The following is a 22,339-nucleotide window of genomic DNA, read 5'->3' as shown; positions in this document are numbered from 1 at the left end:
CCGATGTTCACGAGCATCGACGACGTCATCGCCCGGCTGGCCGAGACCGGATACCTCGCTGACACCGCCACGGCGACAGCGGTATTTCTTGCCGACCGGCTGGGCAAGCCGCTACTGGTGGAAGGTCCTGCGGGCGTCGGTAAGACCGAATTGGCCAGAGCCGTAGCACAAACCACGGGCTCGGGCCTGGTGCGTCTGCAGTGCTACGAAGGTGTCGACGAGGCGCGTGCGCTGTACGAGTGGAACCACGCCAAGCAGATCTTGCGTATCCAGGCCGGGTCGGGCAACTGGGACGAGACCAAGACCGACGTCTTCGCCGAGGAATTCCTGCTCTCTCGGCCGCTGCTCACCGCGATCCGCCGCGAGGATCCCACGGTTCTCCTCATCGACGAGACCGACAAAGCCGATATCGAGATCGAGGGCCTGCTGCTGGAGGTGCTCAGTGATTTCGCGGTCACCGTCCCGGAGTTGGGCACCATCCAGGCGAGCCGCAAGCCGTTCGTTCTCCTGACCTCTAACGCCACCCGCGAGCTGTCCGAGGCGCTCAAGCGTCGCTGCTTGTTCCTGCACATCGATTTCCCCGATGCCGAGCTGGAACGGCGCATTCTGCTCAAACGGGTGCCGGAGCTGCCCGCCGCCCTCGCAGAGGAGCTGGTGCGCATCATCGGAGTGCTGCGCAGCATGCAGCTCAAGAAGGTTCCCTCGGTGGCCGAGACCATCGACTGGGGGCGCACCATTCTGGCGCTCGGCCTGGACACCCTCGACGATGCCGTCATCGCGTCGACGCTCGGCGTGATTCTCAAACATCACTCCGACCAGCAGCGGGCCGCAGGAGAGCTGAGGCTGAACTAATGCCCGCGCGTAAGCCTCCCAAGCCGACCCTGCCCCTGGCGCCGCATGGTCTGCCAGGGCATCTGGTGGGTTTCGTGGAAGCACTGCGCGAACAGGGCATCTCGGTGGGTCCGTCGGAGACGGTGGACGCGGGCCGGGTGATGACGGTGCTAGGACTGCAGAGCCGCACCGAACTCCGTGAAGGTCTGGCTTGCGCGGTCTTGCGTCGCGCCGATCATCGGCCCACCTTCGACGTGCTGTTCGACCTGTGGTTCCCGCCCGCGCTGGGCGCCCGTTTCGTCGAGGTCGACGAGGACGGCATCGACATCGACGATATCGAGCAGGTGCGGGAGCAGCTGATCGACCTGCTGGCCTCCGACGCCGGCGACCTGCCATTGAATTCGTTGATCGCGCAGATCGTGGAGGCGTACGGGAAGTACAACTCCACCCGGGGGACGTCCTACTCGGCCTACCAGGCCATGAAATCGCTGTCTTTGGACCAGATCGAGGCCAAACTGCTGATGGGCCTGCTCGGCAGTGGCGACTCCGATTCCCCAGCGTCACCAACGGACCAGGCCGTCGCGAAAGCGATTGCCAAACAGCGCATCTCGAAGGTGCGCCAGCTCGTCGAGGCGGAGACCAAACGCCGCACGGCCGAACAGCTGGGGCGGGAACGCGTGACCGCGTATGGGGTGCCGCAATTGGCCGAGAACGTGGAGTTCCTGCGAGCTTCAGGGGAGCAGCTGCGCAACATGCAGCGGGTGGTGCACCCGTTGGCGCGGATGTTGGCCAGCCGTCTGGCGGCCCGGCGCCGCCGTGCCCACACCGGTCAGATCGATCTGCGCCGCACCCTGCGCAAGTCCATGTCCACCGGCGGTGTGCCCATCGACGTCGTACAGAAGAAGCCCCGTCCGGCCCGCCCCGAGCTGGTGGTGCTCTGTGACGTGTCGGGATCGGTGGCCGGGTTCTCGCATTTCACGTTGCTGCTGGTGCACGCACTGCGTCAGCAATTCTCGCGGGTGCGTGTCTTTGCGTTCATCGACACCACCGACGAGGTGACCCACCTCTTCACACCCGACACCGATCTTGCCGAGGCCATCGTGCGGATCACCCGGGAGGCGGAGGTGTTCACCGGCGACGGACACAGTGACTACGGGCACGCGTTCAAGACGTTCGTCGAGAAGTTCCCGACGGTCCTTTCCCCCCGGAGTGCGCTGCTCATCCTGGGTGACGGACGCACCAACTACCGCAATCCCGCGGTTGAGGTGCTCACCTCGATGGTGTCCTCCAGCAGGCACGCACACTGGCTCAATCCCGAGCCCAAGAACCACTGGGGAACCGGTGATTCGGCCGCCACGCGCTACCAGGACGCCATCACCATGCACGAATGCCGATCGGCGAAGCAGTTGGCCTCGGTGATCGACAACCTGCTGCCCGTCTAGCGCCGGTCATCACTCCAGTAAGCTGGCAATTCGTGCAATCTGTCCCCGACACTCTTCGCGCCAGCGGCTCAGCGCAGCGCCGCCGACTTGGCGTGATGGGCGGGACGTTCGACCCCATCCATAATGGTCACCTGGTTGCCGCCAGCGAGGTTGCCGACCGGTTTGAACTCGACGAGGTCATTTTCGTCCCGACGGGAGAGCCGTGGCAGAAGCAGGGGCGCAAGGTCAGCCCGGCCGAGCATCGGTACCTGATGACCGTCATCGCGACCGCATCAAATCCGCGGTTCACCGTCAGCCGGGCCGATATTGACCGTGGCGGGGCGACCTACACCGTCGACACCCTGGTCGACCTGCGCGACGCGCATCCCGACGCGGACCTGTACTTCATCACCGGCGCAGACGCGCTGGCATCGATCCTGTCGTGGGAGAACTGGGAGCAGCTGTTCACCTTGGCCAAGTTCATAGGGGTCAGCCGACCCGGATACGAACTGAGTTCCGATCACATCGCCCATGCCGAGCTGCCTCCTGACGGGCTCTCGCTCGTCGAAGTGCCCGCGCTCGCCATCTCGTCGACCGACTGCCGGATTCGGGCGGGCCAGGAGCGGCCGATTTGGTACCTGGTACCGGACGGGGTCGTGCAATACGTCGCAAAACATCAGCTTTACAGTCAGAACCGAGGGGACGCCGCATGACCGCCACCGCAGATGCCGTCGAGCTAGCGACGCTGGCCGCACAGGCAGCCGCAGCCAAGCTCGCCACCGATGTCGTCGTCATCGACGTCTCCGAACAACTAGTCATCACCGACTGCTTCGTGATCGCCTCGGCCTCTAACGAGCGCCAGGTGAACGCGATCGTCGACGAGGTGGAAGAGCAGCTGCGCCGGGGCGGTCACAAGCCGGTGCGCCGCGAAGGCGGACGCGAGGGACGCTGGACGCTCCTGGACTATGTGGATGTGGTTGTCCACGTCCAGCATGAAGACGAGCGCAATTACTATGCGCTGGAGCGGCTTTGGCGTGACTGCCCGACCATCCCGGTGGACCTGGACGCGGTACCGGTCGACGCCCCGGCCGACACGGAGGACGGCGCATGATCCGTCGGTTAGTGCTGCTGCGACATGGGCAGACGACCTTCAATGCCGACAGCCGGATGCAGGGACAGCTGGACACCGGACTGTCGGATCTGGGCCGGGCGCAGGCGGTTGCGGCCGCCGAAGTGCTGGCCAAGCGGCTGCCACTGGTGATTGTGTCCTCGGATCTGCAGCGGGCGTATGACACCGCGACGGCGCTGGCGGATCGCTGCCATGTCGGGGTGTCGGTCGATGAGCGGCTGCGGGAGACCCATCTCGGCGATTGGCAGGGGTTGACCCATCACGAGGTCGACGCCATTGCCCCCGGCGCCCGGGCCGCGTGGCGCGATGATGCGACACTGGCGCCTCATGGCGGAGAGAGCCGCATCGACGTCGCCAATCGCAGCGTGCCCCTCGTCGCCGAACTCGTTGACTCGGTGACGGAATGGGGAACCGACGAGCGCGATCACCCGGTGGTCCTTGTTGCCCACGGCGGTCTGATCGCCGCGCTCACCGCCGCGCTGCTGCGTCTGGATATCAGCAACTGGCCGGTGCTCGGCGGGATGGGCAATGCGAGCTGGGTCCAGCTGGGCGGACATTCGGCGGACGGTGCCGGATTCGACGACATCCGGTGGCGCCTGGATGTGTGGAACGCCTCGGCGCAGGTGACCAATGACGTCCTCTGAGGGAGGCTCAGAGCGCAAGAAGCTGCTGATCTTTGCGGACTCGCTGTCCTACTACGGCCCAACCGGGGGTCTGCCGGCCGACGACCCCAGAATTTGGCCCAATATCGTTGGGCGGCATCTCGGTTGGGATGTCGAACTGATCGCCCGAATCGGCTGGACCTGCCGGGACGTGTGGTGGGCGGCCATCCAGGACCCGCGGGCGTGGGCGGCGGTACCGCACGCCGGTGCCGTCATCTTCGCGACGAGCGGCATGGATTCGCTGCCTTCGCCGCTTCCGACGGCCTTGCGGGAGTCGATCAGGCTGATTCGTCCGCCGAGGTTGCGCAGCTGGATCCGCGACGGGTACGGCTGGTTGCAGCCCCGGCTTTCGCCCATCGCGCGGGTGGCATTGCCCCCCAAGCTCACGGTGGAATATCTTGAAAAGACCCGTGGCGCACTGGATTTCAACCGCCCGGGGCTGCCCATGGTCGCCTCGCTGCCGTCGGTGCACATCGCCGAGTCGTATGGCCGCGTGCACTCGGGCAGAGAAGCCACCGCGTCCGCCATCCAGACCTGGGCGTCGGAACACAAGATGCCGGTGGTGGACCTGAAGGAAGCCGTCGGCGAGGAGATCTTCTCGGGACGCGGGAACCCGGACGGAATCCACTGGAACTTTGTCGCGCATGAGCGCGTTGCCGAATTGATGATCGACGCGCTGCGGTCCGTGCTGCCCGAGCTCGGGGTTCGGTGACCCATGCCGGTTGTGGTGGTGACGGACACCGGGGCGCGGCTGCAACCGCAAGACGCCGAGATGCTGGGCATCCGGCTGGTGCCGCTGCATGTGTTGACAGGCGACCTGGACCTGCGTGACGGCGTGGATCCCATCCCCGCCTCGGTGTACGAGAAGGGCCGCGCCACCACCGCCGGTGCGTCGCCGGCCGAGCTGACCGAGGTGTACCGGCAGGCCCTGATCGACAGCGCCGGCGACGGCGTGGTCGCGGTCCATCTGTCCGGCAGATTGTCGAGCACTTTCGAAGCCGCCGAACAGGCGGCCCGTGAGTACGGCGATCAGCTGCATGTCGTTGATTCACGGTCGGCCGCGATGGGCAGCGGCTTCGTCGCGCTGGCCGCGGCCCGGGCCGCGGCCGCCGGTGCCGATCGGCACCGCGCTGGCCCTCAAGCCGGTGTTGCAGATCGACGATGACGGAAAGCTCGTTCTCGCGCAGCGCGTCCGCACCGCCACCAAGGCGATCGGCGCGATGGTCGACAACATCGTCGACTTCGTGGGGGAGCGTCGCGTCTCGGTGACGATCCACCACGTTGACAACACCGAAACCGCGGAGAAGGTCAACGAACTGGTGTGCTCACGGCTGAATACCGCGCATGATCCGGTGATCTCAGAGATGGGGCCGGTACTGGCAGTGCACGTGGGGCCTGGCGCTGTCGGGGTATGCGCCGAACCCGTGGAGTGAGGTAGGGCGTTCGGAGTTCTCCACAGCTCTGCATTGATCCACAGATGCCCCGTCACCTCTGGCCGGATGGTCCGGCGCTTTCTAGCGTCGGGATATGGAATCCGAGCTGCTGCACCGACGCCTTGCGCCGCCCGGGCGTGAGAGTGATGACGATGACGACGACGTCGCGGGGGCGGCCGGTGCTGAGCCGGATTCCGCCTTGCGCTGGCTCCCGGATTCACTGACGCCCGGCGGTCCGCGCGGGTGGCTGGAGTCCGTCCGCACCGACCCCGGTCGCGCCGGGATTGTCGCTCTGGGCGCCATTGGCGTGCTGGCGGTGTTGGTCACGATCTTCACCGTGATGCGGCAGCCTCCACCGCCGGTGAGTGCACAACTTCCTCCGGTGCAACCGGTTTCATCGAGCTCGGCGTCCGCGCCGAGTTCCTTGGTCATCAGTGTGGCCGGCCTGGTGAAGCGACCGGGTCTGGTCACCTTGTCCAGTGGTGCCCGGGTCGCCGACGCGGTGACAGCGGCCGGGGGTGCGGTCGACGGCGCCGATGTCGTGACGCTCAACATGGCTCGGCCGGTGACGGATGGCGATCAGATAGTGGTCGGCCTGGCTCCGGCGCCCGGGCAGCCCGTAGGGATGACGAGCTCGATTATCGCCGCCGGGCAGCCACCTTCCGCCAGTGCGGGCGCCAGGGGGCCGATACCGCCGGGACGGATAAACCTCAACACGGCAACCGAATCCGAACTGGATACGCTGCCCGGCGTGGGGCCGGTCATGGCGGCGTCGATTGTGCGGTGGCGTTCTGAACATGGCAAGTTCACCAGCGTCGATCAGCTCTCGGAGGTCGACGGGTTCGGCCCCGCGCGGCTGGACAAGCTGCGCGCCCTTGTCGTGTTGTGACCCATGCCGATCTCGTGAATGTCGGCCGCGACGATGAGTCCCTTCTGGATCTGCGTCTGGTACCGCCAGCGCTTGCCGCCTGGGCCGCTACCGCGGCGGGAATCCTGTGGCCGGTAGGCTATTTCCTGGCGGCGGTGCTGGCGCTGGGAGCGCTGATCGTGCACCTATCTCGTCGTCGGCTGAACAAGGCCTTCGGCACGGCGGTGCTCGTCGTCCTCATCGCCGGTATTGGATTCTCGGTCGCTGCGGCCATCCGACGTGACGGGGTGCAGAGTCATCCCTTGCGCTCTCGCGTGGGACACGTTGTTGCCGTACAGCTGCGGGTCACGGAGGACCCGCGATCGATCACCGGCGGGCGTGCGATGGTGCGCGCCGATCTCGTCGCGATGGGTGATCCCGCACAGCCACGTGGTGGCTCCGTCATCATCTTCGGGTCGTCGTCATTGCTCGGCACCGTTGCGGTCGGCGACACGGTGGCGGCGCGTGTGGTGGTCAGCCGTTCCGCGCGGCATGATCTGACCGTCGCCACGCTCACCACCGTGGGAGAACCCACGGTCATGGGCCACTCGCCAGTTCATGGCGCGGCCAATGGCATTCGTGATCGATTTGTCGAGGTCGCGCGAAATGCGCTGCCTGCCGACCAAGCCGCGCTGCTGCCGGCGTTGGTACTGGGGGATACCAGTGCGCTCGACGAGGGCACCGTCGCGATGTTTCGAGCGTCGGGACTCACGCACCTCATGGCGGTATCGGGGGCCAACGTGTCCATCGTGTGCGGGGCCGTGCTGCTCCTCGGGCGATTGGTGGGCCTGCGGGCATCGGTGATGTTGGCGGGGCTCGTTTTGGTCGGCTTCGTCATCCTCGTCAGACCCTCGCCGAGCGTGTTGAGAGCGGCGGTGATGGGTGCGATCGGACTGCTTGGTGTGTTGACCTCGCGGCGTCGACAGGCAGTACCGGCCCTGGCGGCAACGACTTTGGTGCTGCTCGCCATAGCACCGGGTCTAGCCGTTGACATTGGGTTTGCGTTGTCGGTGGTCGCCACGGCGGCCCTGGTGGTGCTCGCGCCGCGATGGTCGACGCGCCTGACCGCCCGGGGCTGGCCAAAACCACTGGCCGATGCCGTATGCATCGCGGTGGCGGCGCAGGTGGTCACCGCGCCGCTGATTGCGGCGATCTCTGGAAGCGTCAGCGCGGCTTCCGTCGCCGCGAACGTGGTCGCGGGCATCGTGATCGCGCCCATCACCATCCTCGGTACCTCGGCCGCGGGGCTTGCCATGATCTCACCGCTGAGCGCGGGTCTGCTGGTGCGGTTCTGTGGCCCGGAACTGTGGTGGCTTCTCCACGTCGCCGACTACGCGGCCGCCGGTGGATCGGCAGCGATTTCTGTGCCATCGGGTGTCATCGGATTCCTGACTGTGGCCGTCGCACTGGCGCTTTCGGTGTGGTTGTGGCGCCGGCGGTGGTTCCGCGCGGTGATCTGGTTCGCGGCGCTGTGCGTGCTCGCGTTGGTTATCTCGGCGAGACTGATGGGTTAAGTGGGCGTCATTCGATCAGATCGTTCCGCGGTGGTCGGATGGACTCGTTACCGAGAGTGGGCAGCAGATCGGCCGGATCTCCACGCCACGGGAGGGCCGACAGTTGCCGCACACTGCGTCGTCCGCCAAAGGCGCGCAGCGTCTCGAAGTCCGAAATCGATAGGGCGAGAAGATCTGTCGCCGTCGCGGGTTCACCGAGCTGGACAGAACCGGTGGTAGGGGTGTTCAGCATGAGCACCAGTAAGCCATCCTGTCGAGCCATGCCGTCAAGTCTCGTCATCAAGAACTCCACGGCGACTGCGAAGGCCGGATCGTCCGTGCGCGTGCCAGGTTGGCCGAGTGCGCCGCGAATGTCATGTTCATGGGTGAGGGAATCGAAGACGAGTTGGGCGGCCGGTGCTTCGAGGCCGTCCTGGCCCACCCGCTCGATCACCGTGTCGATCGCCTCGCTCCAGAGGTCGAGCAACTCATCGACAGTCTTTTCCGCCAGGCGATCAACCTGCGCGCGGGTCCACGCCTCGGTACCTATGCCGTCCAGGTTGAACGACACGATGTCTTGCGCGAGTCCGGTGAGATGAGCGAGCGTCTCGCGCACGGTCCAGGCGGGGCACGCGGGCACAGCTAATTCGGCGATCTGGTCGCGATCGCGAAGAAGTGCGTCAATACGTTGGTAGACAAGGTGGTACGCCGCCACGGCCTCGCAACCAGGCCGTAGTACCGGCTGTCGCTCGTAGCCGGGCACTACGGGCTACGTCCTGGAAACGGCGAGTTGGCGGCGCGGTGATTCCACGGGTGCGTCTCGCCGACGCCAGCCGTGGCGCAGCACCCGCAGCAGGAATGCGGGCCGCCGCATCTGGGATGGTGAGTCGTGCAGGTGGTTGACGCGCAGGATCGTTTCAGTGATGCGAATGTCCTCACGCGCCGCGGCCATCATCGCGAGCGCCCACCAGGCCAACAACCGCCAGGCGATGCGTTGCGTGACAGAAGCATTCGCTGGTGCTCCGGTGAATAGAGGTGCCGCCAACTTGTTCTGTTGCCACACCGCGTTGATGCGTCGGCCGACGGCGTCGAAGTACCGGTGGGCGAGCTCGGCATCGCCGGCGATGAGGCAGTCCCTCAGTATCAGCGCCTCTGTGAGGGCCATGGTCATCCCCTGGCCCTTGATGGGATCCAGACTGCAGATCGCGTCGCCGATCACCAGCAGCCCCTCGGGGAACTGCTGAAGGTGGTCATAGCGTCGCCACACGGCTTCGTGATAGCGGTAGGTGTGTACGTCGTCGATCGGCACCCCGGACCGGATGGTCTCCACCAACTCGGTCGGTGCGAATTGTTCGGCGAATGACATCATTTCGTCGAAGGTGGTGGGCGGTTCCTCCATATCGAACCTGCCCAGCGTCACCATGACGGTGCCGTTCTCGCAGCGGGCGATCGCTCCACCATGCGGGTGTTCCGGTGCCGGGTTGAAGAAGGTCAGCTTGTCCATCGCGACGTCATCGGACACGTGCACGAGCTGGCTGGCGTACGTCACGGGCGATGCCATGCGGACCTCGGCAGGCCTTTCGCATCCGAGCCGATCCAAGAACGTTTGCGTCCGTGGAGTCCGTCCGGTGGCGTCAACCACCAGGTCTGCGATGAGTGTTGTGACCAGCCCTGTGGATCGTCGCGCTACGCGTACGCCGGTGACCCGGTGTTCCTCGGTCATCGGTTCGATGACATCGTGCCCATCGAGGAACCTGACGTTGTCGATCAGTCGAACATGTTGTCGTACATGGGACTCCAGAAAGGGGCGGGTTGTGAGATAGAGCTTGAACGTTCCCGGGTCACGGAACTTGTCCGATCGGTTGAACATCTCATGTGGTCCGATCAGCATCTTGATGCGCGAGAGGTCACCCTCGTCGCAGACGGTGGCTCCGTCCGCCCGGAGCTCTCCGAGAATGCCGGGGAACAGTTGTTCCAGCGCTTCGGTGCCCGAGCTCATGAACATGTGAATGTGCTGGCCCTGCCGCACGCCGCTGCGCGGGGTAGCGCCCACGCCCAGTTCGTCGCGTTCGACCACCGTGACCGATTCGTAAGACTCCGACAGCACCCTGGCTGCCAGTAGTCCGGCCATCCCAGCCCCGAGGACTACCGCGTGATCTCTGTGTTCCCGCTTTTCAGGTGTCATCGCCGATCCTTTCGTCTCGATGCACCCTACTCTTACTAATCTCTTAATTTCTTAGAAAAGCCTTAGATTTGAGACGGTGGTGTCGTCAGCCGCCAAAGAGCAGGTACAGCCCGGTGAAGGTGTACCCGACCATCACCAGCATCATCGCCAGCTGGCCGGTCACCTGGTGTCTCCGGGGCAAGACCCGCAGGGCGCGGTCGTGCGCGGCCATGACGCCCGCGATATGCCCGGCCAGCACGAAACCCACCTTGAGCGTCGCAAGCACCGACGGGTGCATCGACAACACATACGAGACGTCGACCGTGGAGAACCATCCGCGCCCAAGGGGGTCGGCGAGCCGCAGCAGTGTCTGCTGGCCGCGCTCCACGAGGTAGGTCAGATAGTGGGCGAATACATAACCGATGACGATCGGGATCAGTGAGTGTGCCAGCAGGCCAGGCAGTTCGCGCCGGGTGCCAGGGGTGACACCGCCGGTCGCGCGCGCGGCCAGACAGAAGGTGGTAGCGACCGTGGCCACGAAGACCGTCAGCCCCGCGGTGCGGATCGCGATGGCCGCCACTGTCGAGCCACCGGCGAGTTCGTCGACGAACGCGCGCCAGCCGGGCATGGCCGAGAAACTGTCGAATGCGGTCGAGCCCAGCAGGACCGCGAGCACCGCCACGACGCCCGGACGAATCGGCAGCGACGGCAGATGGTCGAACGGATTGCCAAGTGCGATACGGCCGTCGGTGTTGCGCCGCACGGGTGACAGCCGCGAGGCCACCATGCTGTAGATCTCGAACGGATCGGCCCGTGCACACCAGCGCGTGCCACATGCCAGCGCGCCCGCGAGAGTTATCGCCGCGTACGCCAGGAGCCAGATCTTCACCGCGCGAAGCGATCCGGGGTCCGCGCTGGCCAGCTCCAGCCACACGAACAGGTACAGTCCGGCGGCCGCGGGCCAATATCCCCACCGGCGTGGGTATTCGACCGGCGGGGGCCGTCGCGAGAAGGCCAGTAATCGGTACACGGCGCGCACGGGCGATAGCGCACGCCCCACTGGCCCGAACAGTAGCGACAACGCGACCACGCCGACCCACAGCAGTACGTAGAAGACGCCCGGTAGCGGGTTCCCGCCGTCCTGTGGCCCGCATATCGCCGCCACGGTGACCCACGCGGTCGCCAGGAGTACCAGTGCGGTGCCGGCCCAGCGCGCGGCCGGACGGTCGGCGACGGCCGTGATCCAGGCCGGCAGTGGTCGCCCGGGCCGGGCTGCGTCGAACCGGGGCTTCTTCCAGGCCAGCGCAACCACGGCGAAGGTGAACGTCAGCGCCCACGCCGCGCCGATCAATGCATAGGTATAGGGGATCGGAAGATCGGATGACCCGCCCAGGCCGTGGGCGAGTACGGCCGTCGACCGGCCGGCGGTCACGGCTGTACGGAGATCGTGGCGATCGTCTTCTTGAGTTTGTGGAGCTCGACGTCGACCTTGCCGGGCACGGTGACGCTGAACTGGAACGTCTGGCCGCTCTTCGGCTCGATCTCGAAGCTGTGGTCGGGAGTGGAGTGAACGTGCAGCTCGTCGGCAGCATCGCTGTCCACGCGGATCACGATGGGTTCGGAGACCCGCGTGTGCACTGTGGCGTTGCTCGGCGTGACGACCCCGCCCTTGATGGTGACATCGATGGTCAGTTTGGGCGCCGGTGTGCCGGATCCGGTGGCGGCGCTATCCCTTGATGTGGCACAGCCGGCGCAGATCAGCGCTGCGGCGGCGATCGCGGTCAGGGCTCTCATCCTCATCCTTGATTCCTCCTAGTCCCGGTGTTCCTCTTCGCCGACGGGATCGTCCCCGTCGTCGTGACGGCGGTCTCGCAGCGCCACCCAGATGACCACGCCCGCCACCAGGACGGCGGGCGCGAATGCGGGCAATGCCAACAGCAGTGAGTGATCGGCCAGATATTGGACGGTCATGGGCCGTGCGGCACCGGCTCCTTGGGGCCCGGTTTAGGTCCCGGGGTGGGCAATGCATCACTGGCGCTGTGTGTTTCGGTGCCATTGATGCGTCCGGCGCCCCAGCTCAACGCCGCGATGAGCGCCAGCGTGCAGAACAGCACCACCAGTGACGCCACGGTGAAGAGCCAGGATGGATGGTTCTGGTTGCGTTCGCGCTGCAGGATCGTCAGCTCCTGGGTGAACGGCCGGGTGCTGGAGGCCAGTGCGGGTGTCTCCGGTGCGCCGATGCCGGGGTCGGCGGGTAAGAAGATCGGCACGCCGGTCATTGTGGTGCCATCCTGCACCCGCAGCAGCGTCTTCCACGAGCCGGAAACCGGGATCGGTTGAGTTGAACGGTAGTGGCCCTCACCGACCTTCTGTAGCCGGTCGATCGACAGCCCGCGGTTGTTGGCCAAGCCGCCCTGCCAGGAAAGGATTGTCACCCACTCGGGATCGTCACTGATGAGGTCGCGCGGATTGATCACGACATCCGCCGACACCATGCGCTTGCCGTCCTCATTGGATAGCTCGCTCAATGCGATTGTCGCCGTGGCATGTTCAGGAACCTCGGTGCGCAGGCCATTGGCCACCGCCCCACCGATGATCAGCACCGTGATGACGACCGCCGTGATGCTCAGGGCGGGTCTGGGCAGCTGCCGCCCCGTGAGCACCATGCCCAACAGTGCGCCACAGACACCCATGGCAATCGCGACGGGCACCGCCATCGCAAGGGCCTCCGGCCACATGCTCACCGGCCACGGGTACCGGTAGACCGCACCGATCCAGAGCGACTCCAGCCACAGCCCGGCGGTACCTACGCCCAGGCCCGCGATTGCGCCGAACAGTATGGGGCGCTTGATCAAGGGAGTCAGCGCGATGAGTTCGACGACCAGAGCCGGCCCAAGATAGAGGGCGAACCAACTCGTCGGTCCGCCGAGAATCGGGCCGACGAGAATCGAGACGGCACCGCGCAACGCGATGGCGAGTAGCGCGCCGATGATCGCGGCGCCGCGGCCCATCACCATGCGTGCGCTCACCGCGGCGAAGGCGCTGGCCGCTGCGATCATCATGGGCTGCTGCACCAGCCGGAACTGTTCGACGCCAAAGTCGTACTCGATCTGGAACACCGAAAGGCCGATGAACAACCCGCCAAAGGACATGTAGCGCAAGAACTTCACGAAATTGGTGTCATCGTCTGGGTTGAAGCCGATGGCCCGCCTGCCCTCGTATTCAAGAATCAATACGGAGAGCAGGGACAGCCCGGCACCGCCGATCAGCATCAGGTGGGTGGGACCCCAGAGCGTGACGTCTTGGCCGAAGATGCGGTGCCAGATATCGTCCAGCGGAAACCCGATCAACGCATAGAGGCCACACACCGCCATCAGCAGACCGCCGACCGGCGCGTACCAGGTGCGGGTGATGCGCACCGCCGCCGAACCGGGCCTGTCATAGGGCAGAACGATCGCGAGTGTGCCCGCGATGAACAGCAGGAACAACCCGAACAGAATGAAGTAATGCGCGGGATTGGCCAGCGGCCCCGCGTCGCGGCCCTTGCCGATGTGCAGGCTGACATCCCAGATGAAACCGAACAGCGCGGCCACGATCGTCGAGACGAAGAGGCAGATCTGAAGCGCCACCCAGGGCGGGCGATTGAACTTGTTACCCACCCGGTCTGCGAGGTTCTGTAGCCAGGTGATGCGTCGCTGGCGGTGCAGGTAGCCGATCCAGAGCAGGCCACCCGAGACGATCGCGGCGACCACCGACATACCGATCACCTGGTCGAGCGCGGCGCCACCGCCCTCGTCGGCAGCAGCGATGATGTGCAGAGACTCCGTTGTCATTGGCCGGCCATCCTGTCCGCTGAGTGGGGGAGCAACAGTGCTACTGGTCGGTAATGTTTCCAGAATCTCGCGGCGCAAACAGGGGTACGTGCTAATCACTCGCCCGGTCGGCGGTGGAATCTCCGTGTCCCCGCGGCATGGGACGATCGTCGGGTGACCGATGCGCTGCACCTGATCCTGGGCGATGAAGAACTACTGGTCGAGCGTGCGGTGACGTCGGTGCTCCATGCGGTCCGCGGCAAGGCGGGTGCGGATATCCCCGTCAATCGGCTACGGGCAGGGCAGGTGGACGTGGCGGAGCTGGCCGAGCTGCTGAGCCCCTCGCTGTTCTCCGACGAAAGGGTCATCGTCGTCGAGGCTGCCGCAGAAGCGGGGAAGGACTCTGTCGCCCTCATCGAGCAGGCGGCCTCCGATCTGCCGCCGGGAACCTTTCTGCTTGTGCAACATTCCGGTGGTGGCCGCGCCAAGGCGCTGGCCACCACATTGCAGAATCTCGGCGCCGCGGTGCATAACTGCGCACGGATCGCCAAGGCTGCCGAGCGGGCCGACTTCGTGCACAAAGAATTCCGCCGACTGGGGCAGAAGGTGGACGCCGAGGTGGTCGCCATCGTGATCGACGCCGTCGGCTCCGACATTCGTGAATTGGCGGCGGCGTGTTCGCAATTGGTATCGGACACCGACGGCAACGTCGACGAGGCCGCGGTGCGCCGCTATCACTCCGGACGTGCGGAGGTGTCCGGATTCGATATCGCCGACAAGGCGGTGGTGGGTGACATTGCCGGCTCGACGGAGGCGCTGCGCTGGGCGATGCAACGGGGTGTCCCGCATGTGCTGTTGGCCGATGCGCTCGCCGAGGCGGTGCACACCATCGCGCGGGTGGGGCCCATCAAACAGAACGCCTACGCGGCGGCCTCCGAGCTCGGGATGCCGCCGTGGCGCATCGAAAAGGCGCAGAAACAGGCGCGCCGGTGGTCGCGTGATGCGGTGGCCGAGGCCATCCGGGTAGTGGCCGCGCTCAACGCCGATGTGAAGGGGGCGGCGGCCGACGCCGACTACGCCCTGGAATCGGCGGTGCGCAAGGTGGCCGAATTGGTGAACACCTAACCCGCCGGAGCTACCTCGAGACGCGAAAAACGCCGAGCACGCTCGCGCGCTCGGCGTTGATCGGAAATCTAGATCAGAGCTTGTTCAGCGCCAGGGCCAGCGCCGACTTCTTGTTGGCGGCCTGGTTCTTGTGGATGACACCCTTGGTGACAGCCTTGTCCAGCTTGCGGCTGGTCGCGACGAGCAGCTCGCCCGCCTTGTCCTTGTCACCCTCGGCGATGGCATCGCGGAAACCGCGGACTGCCGTGCGCAGAGACGACTTGGTCGCCTGGTTGCGCAACCGGGCACGCTCGTTGGTCCGGATGCGCTTTTCCTGCGACTTGATATTGGCCACGCGTCTAAATCCTTCGGTAAATCGTCTGGTAGGGCGGCGGGCCTCCAGATCATTGGATCCAGGGCAGCTGAGCAGCACCGCAAGGGAAGAGACTACCAGGGGTGCGACCGAAACCTGAAACCGGCGGGTGGGCCAACAACGTGAGATTGCGTCCAGGTAGCCAGCAAGTATCGGCGATCCGCGCGCACGCACTGCCGAATCCGGAGAGTTGGTGCAGCATAGGCAAGGTGAGCCTGCGAACAGTGATGCCAAACTCGGGCCGACCCACACGCACGGCGGCAACGCCACGGCTAACCCGGCGTGATGACCAGATCTTTGGCGGATACCGCGCACTGGTGTCCGAGAAGGGCGCCTACTCCAAAGCCTTCGATGAAATGTTCGACGCGGATGGCAACGTGCGCGGACCCTACAAGGGGATCTACGCCGAGCTCGCGCCCACCGACGCCGCCGACCTGGCCGCGCGTGCCGACGCGCTGGGCAGGGCATTCGTCGATCAGGGAATCACCTTCTCGCTGTCGGGTCAGGAGCGGCCGTTCCCGCTGGATCTGGTGCCGCGCGTCATCGCCGCGGCCGAGTGGTCACGGCTGGAGCGGGGCATCGCCCAGCGGGTCAAGGCGTTGGAGATGTACCTCGCCGACATCTATGGCGATCAGGAGATCCTGCGCGACGGGGTGATCCCGCGTGCCTTGATCACCTCCTGCGAGCACTTCCACCGCGAGGCGGCCGGGATCAACCCACCCAACGGGGTGCGCATCCATGTCGCGGGTATCGACCTGGTGCGCGATGCGCAGGGCACCTTCCGGGTGCTCGAGGACAACCTGCGCTCTCCGTCCGGGGTGTCGTACGTGATGGAGAACCGCCGCACCATGGCGCGGGTCTTTCCGGACTTGTTCACCTCGCACCGAGTGCGCGCGGTGGACGACTACGCCTCGCATCTGTTGCGTGCCCTGCGCAAATCGGCGGCCACCAACGAGGCCGATCCGACCGTGGTGGTTCTCACACCCGGTGTCGCGAACTCCGCATACTTCGAGCACTCACTGCTGGCGCGCCAGATGGGTGTCGAACTGGTCGAGGGCCGCGACCTGTTCTGCCGCGACAACCAGGTCTATATGCGCACCACCGAGGGGGAGCGTCAGGTCGACGTCATCTACCGCCGCATCGATGACACCTACCTGGACCCCATGCAGTTCCGTCCCGATTCGGTACTCGGGGTCGCTGGGCTACTGAACGCCGCGCGCGCCGGGAACGTCGTCATCTCCAGCGCCGTCGGCAATGGAGTGGGCGACGACAAGCTCGTCTACACCTATGTGCCGACGATCATCGAGTACTACCTCGGTGAGAAACCCATCGTCGCGAACGTGGACACCTACCGATGTTGGCTCGACGACGAGCGCGAGGAAGTCCTCGACCGCATCGATGCGCTCGTCATCAAGCCGGTGGAGGGGTCCGGTGGGTACGGCATCGTGTTCGGGCCCGACGCCTCGGAGAAGGAACGCGCCGCCATCGCCAAGAAGATCAGGGCGGACCCGCGCGGGTGGGTGGCGCAGCCCGTGGTCCAGTTGTCGACGGTGCCTACGAAAGTCGGCGATCAGCTGGTGCCCCGGCATGTGGATCTGCGCCCGTTCGCGGTCAACGACGGTGATGACGTGTGGGTGCTGCCGGGTGGTCTTACCCGGGTGGCGCTGCCGGAGGGCTCGCTGGTGGTGAACTCGAGCCAGGGTGGCGGATCCAAGGACACCTGGGTGTTGGCCTCGCGGGCCTCCGTCGCCGATCGTGAGTTGTCGGGGGCTGAAGTGGTCCCCGAACTGCCGCAGGCGGCAGAGGTTGAACAGGGACCTGAGGCGGCTACCGCAGGTCTGCAAGTGCAACAACAGCAACAACAACAGCAGGTGATGTCCTAATGCTGGCGCGAAACGCGGAGTCGCTCTACTGGATCGGCCGGTACGTCGAGCGTGCCGATGACACCGCCCGCATCCTGGATGTCACGGTGCACCAGCTGCTCGAGGACGCCAGCGTGGACCCCGACCACGCCTCCCGGGTGCTGTTGCGCGTGCTGGGTATCGACGCGCCGGACATCGTGCTCGACGTGTGGTCACTGACCGAACTTGTCGCGTTCAGCCGCGGAGTGCAGGGCGGCTCGATCGTCGACTCCATTTCCGAAGCGCGTGAGAATGCCCGCGGCGCACGCGAAGTGACGTCCACCGAGATGTGGGAGTGCCTCAACACCACCTACAACGCGCTGGCCGATCGTGAGCGCGCCGCCCGCAGACTCGGACCCCACGAGTTCTTCACCTATGTGGAGGGGCGCGCCGCGCAATTCGCGGGGCTCGCCGACTCCACGCTCAGCCGTGACGACGGGTACCGATTCCTGGTGCTGGGCCGGTCCATCGAGCGGGTGGATATGACGGTGCGGCTGCTGCTTTCGCGCGTTGGTGACCGTGCGTCCTCGCCCGCCTGGGTGACCCTGTTGCGCAGCGCTGGCGCCCACGACACGTACCTGCGTACGTACCGTGGGGTGCTGGATGCCAGCCGGGTCGTCGAGTTCATGCTGCTGGACCGGCTGTTCCCGCGTTCGGTGTTCCACTCCCTGCGCCAAGCCGAGCTGAGCCTGGAGGAACTGGATCACCAGCCGCATAGCCGGGTTGGTGCGCGTGCCGAGGCGCAGCGCCTACTGGGCCGGGCCCGCAGTGAGTTGGAGTTCATGCGTCCCGGCGTGCTGCTGGAGGACCTGCCGACACGTCTGGCCGGCCTACAACAGACCTGCCGGGAGTTGGGTGAGGCGGTGGCGCTGCAGTATTTCCACGCCGCACCGTGGGTGGCGTGGAGCGATGCCGGTGGTCGCCACGATGTGGATCCCATCGAGGAAGGCGAGATCTGACGATGAGCCGCTTGCGCGAAGGGGAGAAGTAGATGTGGCGCCTGCGAGTCGTCCACGCGACCGGTTACGCCTACAAGACGCCGGTGACCGCCTCCTACAACGAGGCGCGGTTGACGCCGCGCAGTGACGGTCGTCAGAACGTCATCCTCAATCGTGTGGAGACGGTCCCGGCCACCCGCTCGTACCGGTATGTCGACTACTGGGGTACCGCCGTCACGACATTCGATCTGCACGCACCGCATACCGAGCTGGAGGTGACGGGTCTGTCGGTGGTCGAGACCGACGTCGCGGAAAGGCCAGAGGAATCCATAGGCTGGGATGACATCCACGCCACGGCCGTCCTCGACCGATTCGACGAGTACCTGTCGCCCAGTGCCTACGTCCCGCACAGCAAAAAGGTGCAGGCGGTGGGGAAGCGGATCGCCAAAGATGCCACACCCGCCGAGGCCATTGTGGCGGCATCGCAATGGGTGCACTCGGAGCTTGACTACGTGCCCGGAACCACCGGCGTGCACTCGTCGGCGCTGGACGCGTTGCGCGAAAGAAAGGGCGTGTGCCAGGACTACGCGCACCTGACCTTGGTTCTGCTGCGCAGTATGGGGATTCCGGCGCGCTATGTGTCCGGCTATCTGCACCCCAAGGGTGACGCGGCCGTGGGCGAGACGGTGGATGGACAGAGCCACGCCTGGATTCAGGCCTGGGCCGGCAGCTGGTGGGATTACGACCCCACCAACGACAGCGAGATCAACGAGCAATACATCACCATCGGCATCGGCCGGGACTACTCGGACGTCAGCCCGCTCAAGGGCATCTACTCGGGGGGCGGCTCGACCGATCTGGACGTCGTGGTCGAAGTCACACGACTCGCCTAAACATCGCAGAAAAGCCGGTTATTGCACAGGTGTCTGGCAAGAAGAGTAATAATGCGTAGACCATGGTGACCAAACAAGCTACCGGGCTATACGGCGGACGAACGGCAGATGAGCGCCGCGCGGAGCGGCGGCGACGCCTCCTTGAGGCGGGGCTCGAGGTGATGGCCAGCTCAGGCTGGGCAGCGACAACGGTTCGGGAGATCTGCAAGACCGCCGGACTGAACACGCGTTACTTCTACGAGTGCTTCGACGGCCTCGACGAGCTGCTCGTCGCGGTCTTCGACTGGATCATCGAAGACAGCATCGCCACGGCGGGTTCGGCGATGGCCGCTGCCGACAAGGACTCCCGCTCGCAGGTGCATGCCGGCGTCGTGGGCGCGGTGACCGCGCTGACCGCCGACCCCCGGCGCGCCCGCGTGATCGCCACCGAGGCGATGGGAAGCCAGCGACTCACCCGTCGTCGTATGCGGTTGACCCACTACATGGCGTTGATGCTCGGTGCCGCTCGCGCCGAGTTCGATCCGGATGCCGATCCGAACTACACCGCGGTGCAGGCCGAAGCTCTGGCCGCGGGTGTTGCCGGCACCGTCTTGGCATGGCTCGACGGACGGCTGCGTCTGGAGCGTGAGGAACTGGCCGAGTACACCGCTCAGTTCATCGATCAGGCCATGTTCACGCCGTCACCGGTGCGCAACTCCGTAGAACTGCGTAACTCCGTAGAACACTGAGGCCGCGCGGATCGATTGGATCAGCTCCAGGAGAACCGCGTGCGCAGATGCGTTGCGACGATGTTGAATCGCTCCACGTCCAGAATGGCGCCCTCGCGCCGAATTCCCTCTTCGGGAACATCAAGCACTCGATCGAGGCGCACCCAGCTGGGGCGTCCGTCGTAATCCCAGCTACCACTGCCGAGCCCCACCCAATCCAGATCGCTCTCGTGGCGCTCCTGGCTCGACAGCATCAGGCCCAGCAGGACCGTCCCGTCCCGTCCCACGACGAGCACCGGACGGTCCTTCCCCTGTGAGGGGTCATCCTCGTAGACCACCCACGTCCACACGATCTCGCCGGGATCGGCGCGACCGTCCAGGTCGGGTGCGTATTCGATGCGCCGGGCACGATGGGCTGTGGGCACACTGCGGTTGGTCACCGGACGGCCTGGAATGGCTGTCTGCTGCTCGGTTTCTACGACACCGATCGCCTCGAGTCCGCGCTGCAATCCACGCTGGACAAGTTCGGACCCCTGTAGTTGCCGCAGCACCTTCGGGCCTTCGCGGAACACGATGGTTTCCGCGATCTTCCCGAGCCTCCGCCCGAGCGTCTGCCACTGTGACGCCATGCAGCGAGCATACTGACCGGTAGCCCTCGGCGACGTGTGTGTCAGGAGCACGTCTGTCGGCATGGGAGCATGGTGCGGTGCCAAGTTTTGCCGACACGACGTTCACGGACCCGGCGCGTATCCGTAACTTCTGCATCATCGCCCACATCGACCACGGGAAGTCGACGCTGGCCGACCGGATGCTGCAGCTGACCGGTGTGGTCGACGCGCGGTCCATGCGCGCCCAATACCTGGACCGGATGGATATCGAACGCGAACGCGGCATCACCATCAAGGCCCAGAACGTGCGGCTGCCCTGGAAAATCAGCACCGACGCCGATTCTGCCGAGTACGTGCTGCATCTCATCGACACCCCCGGGCACGTTGACTTCACCTACGAGGTGTCGCGCGCCCTAGAGGCCTGTGAGGGCGCCGTCCTGCTGGTCGATGCCGCACAGGGCATCGAGGCGCAGACACTGGCCAACCTGTACCTGGCGCTCGACAAAGACCTGACGATCATCCCGGTTCTCAACAAGATCGATCTGCCCGCCGCCGACCCCGACCGCTACGCGCAAGAAATCGCGCACATCATCGGCTGCGAGCCCTCCGATGTGCTGCGGGTATCCGGCAAGACCGGTGAGGGCGTCGAGGCGCTGCTCAATGAGGTGGTGCGGCTGATTCCTGCGCCGCAAGGTGATCCGGACGCGCCGGCGCGCGCGATGATCTTCGACTCCGTGTACGACATCTACCGCGGTGTCGTCACCTACGTCCGCGTCGTCGACGGCAAGATCACGCCGCGCGAGAAGATCGCGATGATGTCGACGGGCGCCACCCATGAACTGCTGGAGGTGGGCATCGTCTCGCCTGATCCCAAACCCTCTGTGGGCCTTGGGGTCGGTGAGGTGGGCTACCTGATCACCGGCGTGAAGGACGTGCGCCAGTCGAAGGTCGGTGACACCGTCACCTCCGCACGTAAGGGTGCGACCGAACCGCTGACCGGTTATCGCGAACCCCGGCCGATGGTGTACTCCGGGCTCTACCCGGTGGACGGATCCGACTACCCGAATCTTCGTGAGGCGCTGGACAAGCTGCAGCTCAACGACGCCGCACTGACCTACGAGCCGGAGACCTCGGTGGCGCTGGGCTTCGGATTCCGTTGTGGCTTCCTGGGATTGCTGCACATGGAGATCACCCGTGAGCGGCTGGAACGCGAATTCAACCTCGACCTCATCTCGACTGCGCCGAACGTGGTGTACCGGGTGGTCAAGGAAGACGGCACCGAAATGATGGTGACCAACCCGTCCATCTGGCCCGAGGGCAAGATCCGGTCGGTGTTCGAGCCCGTGGTGAAAACCACCGTCATCGCGCCGAGTGAGTTCATCGGTTCGATCATGGAGCTGTGCCAGTCGCGGCGCGGAGAACTCGGCGGCATGGACTACCTCTCGCCGGAGCGTGTCGAGCTGCGTTACACGATGCCGTTGGGCGAGATCATTTTTGACTTCTTCGACTCGCTGAAATCACGCACCCGCGGCTACGCCAGCCTGGACTACGAAGAGGCGGGCGAGCAGGAGGCCGACCTGGTGAAGGTTGACATCCTGCTCCAGGGTGAGGCGGTCGATGCGTTCAGTGCCATCGTGCACAAGGACGGCGCCTCGGCGTATGGCAATAAGATGACCGTCAAGCTCAAGGAGCTTATTCCGCGCCAGCAGTTCGAGGTGCCGGTGCAGGCTGCCGTCGGGTCCAGAATCATTGCGCGCGAGAACATTCGGGCTATCCGTAAGGATGTGCTCTCCAAGTGCTACGGCGGTGACATCACCCGTAAGCGCAAGCTGCTGGAGAAGCAGAAGGAGGGCAAGAAGCGCATGAAGACCATCGGACGGGTCGAGGTGCCACAGGAAGCCTTCGTGGCGGCGTTGTCCACCGAGTCCGCGGCGGACAAGCCCAAGAAATAGCGCGGTTCAGG

At 65.4% G+C, this 22,339-nt stretch carries 22 protein-coding genes and 1 pseudogene; 15 read left to right on the top strand and 8 right to left on the bottom strand.

All coding sequences use genetic code 11. The features are described from left to right. Window positions 1-3: 3 nt before the first annotated feature. The 9 genes and pseudogenes from B4394_RS00765 to B4394_RS00725 all read left to right on the top strand — a co-directional run bounded on the left by B4394_RS00765 (window position 4) and on the right by B4394_RS00725 (window position 7,897). On the top strand, window positions 4-852 hold the full coding sequence (locus B4394_RS00765; protein ID WP_078309407.1) for an AAA family ATPase: 849 nt from the start codon (window positions 4-6) through the stop codon (window positions 850-852). Next, the gene (locus B4394_RS00760) at window positions 852-2,273 is read left to right on the top strand and encodes a vWA domain-containing protein (RefSeq protein ID WP_078309143.1); all 1,422 of its coding nucleotides are present in this window, start codon (window positions 852-854) and stop codon (window positions 2,271-2,273) included. Before B4394_RS00765 ends, B4394_RS00760 begins: the two co-directional genes overlap by 1 nt. Window positions 2,274-2,305: 32 nt before the next feature. Continuing rightward, entirely contained in the window at window positions 2,306-2,965 is a 660-nt protein-coding gene (gene nadD / locus B4394_RS00755) for a nicotinate-nucleotide adenylyltransferase (RefSeq protein ID WP_170914941.1), read from the top strand. Next, on the top strand, window positions 2,962-3,363 hold the full coding sequence (gene rsfS, locus B4394_RS00750) for a ribosome silencing factor (protein WP_078309142.1): 402 nt from the start codon (window positions 2,962-2,964) through the stop codon (window positions 3,361-3,363). Before nadD ends, rsfS begins: the two co-directional genes overlap by 4 nt. Continuing rightward, a complete protein-coding gene (gene gpgP, locus B4394_RS00745) occupies window positions 3,360-4,025 on the top strand; it encodes a glucosyl-3-phosphoglycerate phosphatase (protein ID WP_078309141.1) in 666 nt (221 codons plus the stop codon). The genes rsfS and gpgP overlap by 4 nt, the downstream gene beginning before the upstream one ends. Continuing rightward, window positions 4,012-4,755 (top strand): diglucosylglycerate octanoyltransferase, encoded by a 744-nt coding sequence (gene octT, locus B4394_RS00740; RefSeq protein ID WP_078313875.1) that lies wholly within the window; start codon window positions 4,012-4,014, stop codon window positions 4,753-4,755. Before gpgP ends, octT begins: the two co-directional genes overlap by 14 nt. A 3-nt stretch (window positions 4,756-4,758) precedes the next feature. After that, window positions 4,759-5,476: pseudogene (locus B4394_RS00735) on the top strand (DegV family protein). 94 nt (window positions 5,477-5,570) lie between these two features. Beyond that, entirely contained in the window at window positions 5,571-6,365 is a 795-nt protein-coding gene (locus B4394_RS00730; RefSeq protein ID WP_078309138.1) for a ComEA family DNA-binding protein, read from the top strand. Between the two features lie 14 nt (window positions 6,366-6,379). Then, on the top strand, window positions 6,380-7,897 hold the full coding sequence (locus B4394_RS00725; RefSeq protein ID WP_139359907.1) for a ComEC/Rec2 family competence protein: 1,518 nt from the start codon (window positions 6,380-6,382) through the stop codon (window positions 7,895-7,897). A gap of 7 nt (window positions 7,898-7,904) precedes the next feature. Here B4394_RS00725 and B4394_RS00720 read toward each other — a convergent pair whose 3' ends face one another. The 6 genes from B4394_RS00720 to B4394_RS00700 all read right to left on the bottom strand — a co-directional run bounded on the left by B4394_RS00720 (window position 7,905) and on the right by B4394_RS00700 (window position 13,873). Further along, window positions 7,905-8,639 (bottom strand): maleylpyruvate isomerase N-terminal domain-containing protein, encoded by a 735-nt coding sequence (locus tag B4394_RS00720; RefSeq protein ID WP_078313873.1) that lies wholly within the window; start codon window positions 8,637-8,639, stop codon window positions 7,905-7,907. Between the two features lie 6 nt (window positions 8,640-8,645). Further along, window positions 8,646-10,061 (bottom strand): NAD(P)/FAD-dependent oxidoreductase, encoded by a 1,416-nt coding sequence (locus B4394_RS00715; protein WP_078313872.1) that lies wholly within the window; start codon window positions 10,059-10,061, stop codon window positions 8,646-8,648. 85 nt (window positions 10,062-10,146) lie between these two features. Then, on the bottom strand, window positions 10,147-11,472 hold the full coding sequence (locus B4394_RS00710) for a hypothetical protein (protein ID WP_078313871.1): 1,326 nt from the start codon (window positions 11,470-11,472) through the stop codon (window positions 10,147-10,149). Next, window positions 11,469-11,834, bottom strand: a complete 366-nt coding sequence (locus B4394_RS00705) for a hypothetical protein (RefSeq protein WP_078313870.1) — start codon at window positions 11,832-11,834, stop codon at window positions 11,469-11,471. Before B4394_RS00705 ends, B4394_RS00710 begins: the two co-directional genes overlap by 4 nt. An 18-nt stretch (window positions 11,835-11,852) precedes the next feature. Further along, the gene (locus tag B4394_RS24970; RefSeq protein WP_139359841.1) at window positions 11,853-12,011 is read right to left on the bottom strand and encodes a hypothetical protein; all 159 of its coding nucleotides are present in this window, start codon (window positions 12,009-12,011) and stop codon (window positions 11,853-11,855) included. Further along, window positions 12,008-13,873, bottom strand: a complete 1,866-nt coding sequence (locus B4394_RS00700) for a hypothetical protein (RefSeq protein ID WP_078313869.1) — start codon at window positions 13,871-13,873, stop codon at window positions 12,008-12,010. Before B4394_RS00700 ends, B4394_RS24970 begins: the two co-directional genes overlap by 4 nt. A 153-nt stretch (window positions 13,874-14,026) precedes the next feature. Here B4394_RS00700 and holA point away from each other — a divergent pair, with 153 nt between their 5' ends. After that, the gene (gene holA / locus B4394_RS00695) at window positions 14,027-14,977 is read left to right on the top strand and encodes a DNA polymerase III subunit delta (RefSeq protein WP_078309132.1); all 951 of its coding nucleotides are present in this window, start codon (window positions 14,027-14,029) and stop codon (window positions 14,975-14,977) included. 73 nt (window positions 14,978-15,050) lie between these two features. Here the strand turns inward: holA and rpsT are convergent, their stop codons facing one another. Further along, window positions 15,051-15,311: a 30S ribosomal protein S20 gene (gene rpsT / locus B4394_RS00690; protein ID WP_078291125.1), complete on the bottom strand. Its 261-nt coding sequence runs from the start codon at window positions 15,309-15,311 to the stop codon at window positions 15,051-15,053. Between the two features lie 245 nt (window positions 15,312-15,556). On the opposite strand from rpsT, the gene B4394_RS00685 reads away from it, so the two are divergent. From B4394_RS00685 to gplR1, 4 genes are all read left to right on the top strand, one after another. Further along, window positions 15,557-17,212 (top strand): circularly permuted type 2 ATP-grasp protein, encoded by a 1,656-nt coding sequence (locus B4394_RS00685; RefSeq protein ID WP_078309131.1) that lies wholly within the window; start codon window positions 15,557-15,559, stop codon window positions 17,210-17,212. Then, the gene (locus B4394_RS00680; RefSeq protein WP_078291117.1) at window positions 17,212-18,189 is read left to right on the top strand and encodes an alpha-E domain-containing protein; all 978 of its coding nucleotides are present in this window, start codon (window positions 17,212-17,214) and stop codon (window positions 18,187-18,189) included. Before B4394_RS00685 ends, B4394_RS00680 begins: the two co-directional genes overlap by 1 nt. A 32-nt stretch (window positions 18,190-18,221) precedes the next feature. Beyond that, complete coding sequence (locus B4394_RS00675; RefSeq protein WP_078313868.1) at window positions 18,222-19,061, top strand: transglutaminase family protein; 840 nt, start codon at window positions 18,222-18,224, stop codon at window positions 19,059-19,061. A 62-nt stretch (window positions 19,062-19,123) separates the two neighbouring features. Then, the gene (gene gplR1 / locus B4394_RS00670) at window positions 19,124-19,789 is read left to right on the top strand and encodes a TetR/AcrR family transcriptional regulator GplR1 (protein WP_078298529.1); all 666 of its coding nucleotides are present in this window, start codon (window positions 19,124-19,126) and stop codon (window positions 19,787-19,789) included. 20 nt (window positions 19,790-19,809) lie between these two features. On the opposite strand, the gene B4394_RS00665 is transcribed toward gplR1, so the two are convergent. Next, window positions 19,810-20,397, bottom strand: a complete 588-nt coding sequence (locus B4394_RS00665; RefSeq protein ID WP_078309129.1) for a type II toxin-antitoxin system PemK/MazF family toxin — start codon at window positions 20,395-20,397, stop codon at window positions 19,810-19,812. A 77-nt stretch (window positions 20,398-20,474) separates the two neighbouring features. On the opposite strand from B4394_RS00665, the gene lepA reads away from it, so the two are divergent. Next, window positions 20,475-22,328, top strand: coding sequence for a translation elongation factor 4 (lepA, locus tag B4394_RS00660; protein WP_078309405.1), 1,854 nt, complete (start codon window positions 20,475-20,477; stop codon window positions 22,326-22,328). The last annotated feature ends 11 nt before the right edge of the window (window positions 22,329-22,339 follow it).

Origin of the sequence: Mycobacterium sp. D16Q16 (assembly GCF_002013745.1) — a bacterium.
Classification (GTDB): Bacteria; Actinomycetota; Actinomycetes; order Mycobacteriales; family Mycobacteriaceae; genus Mycobacterium.
This window is presented reverse-complemented; position numbering and strand designations above follow the sequence as displayed.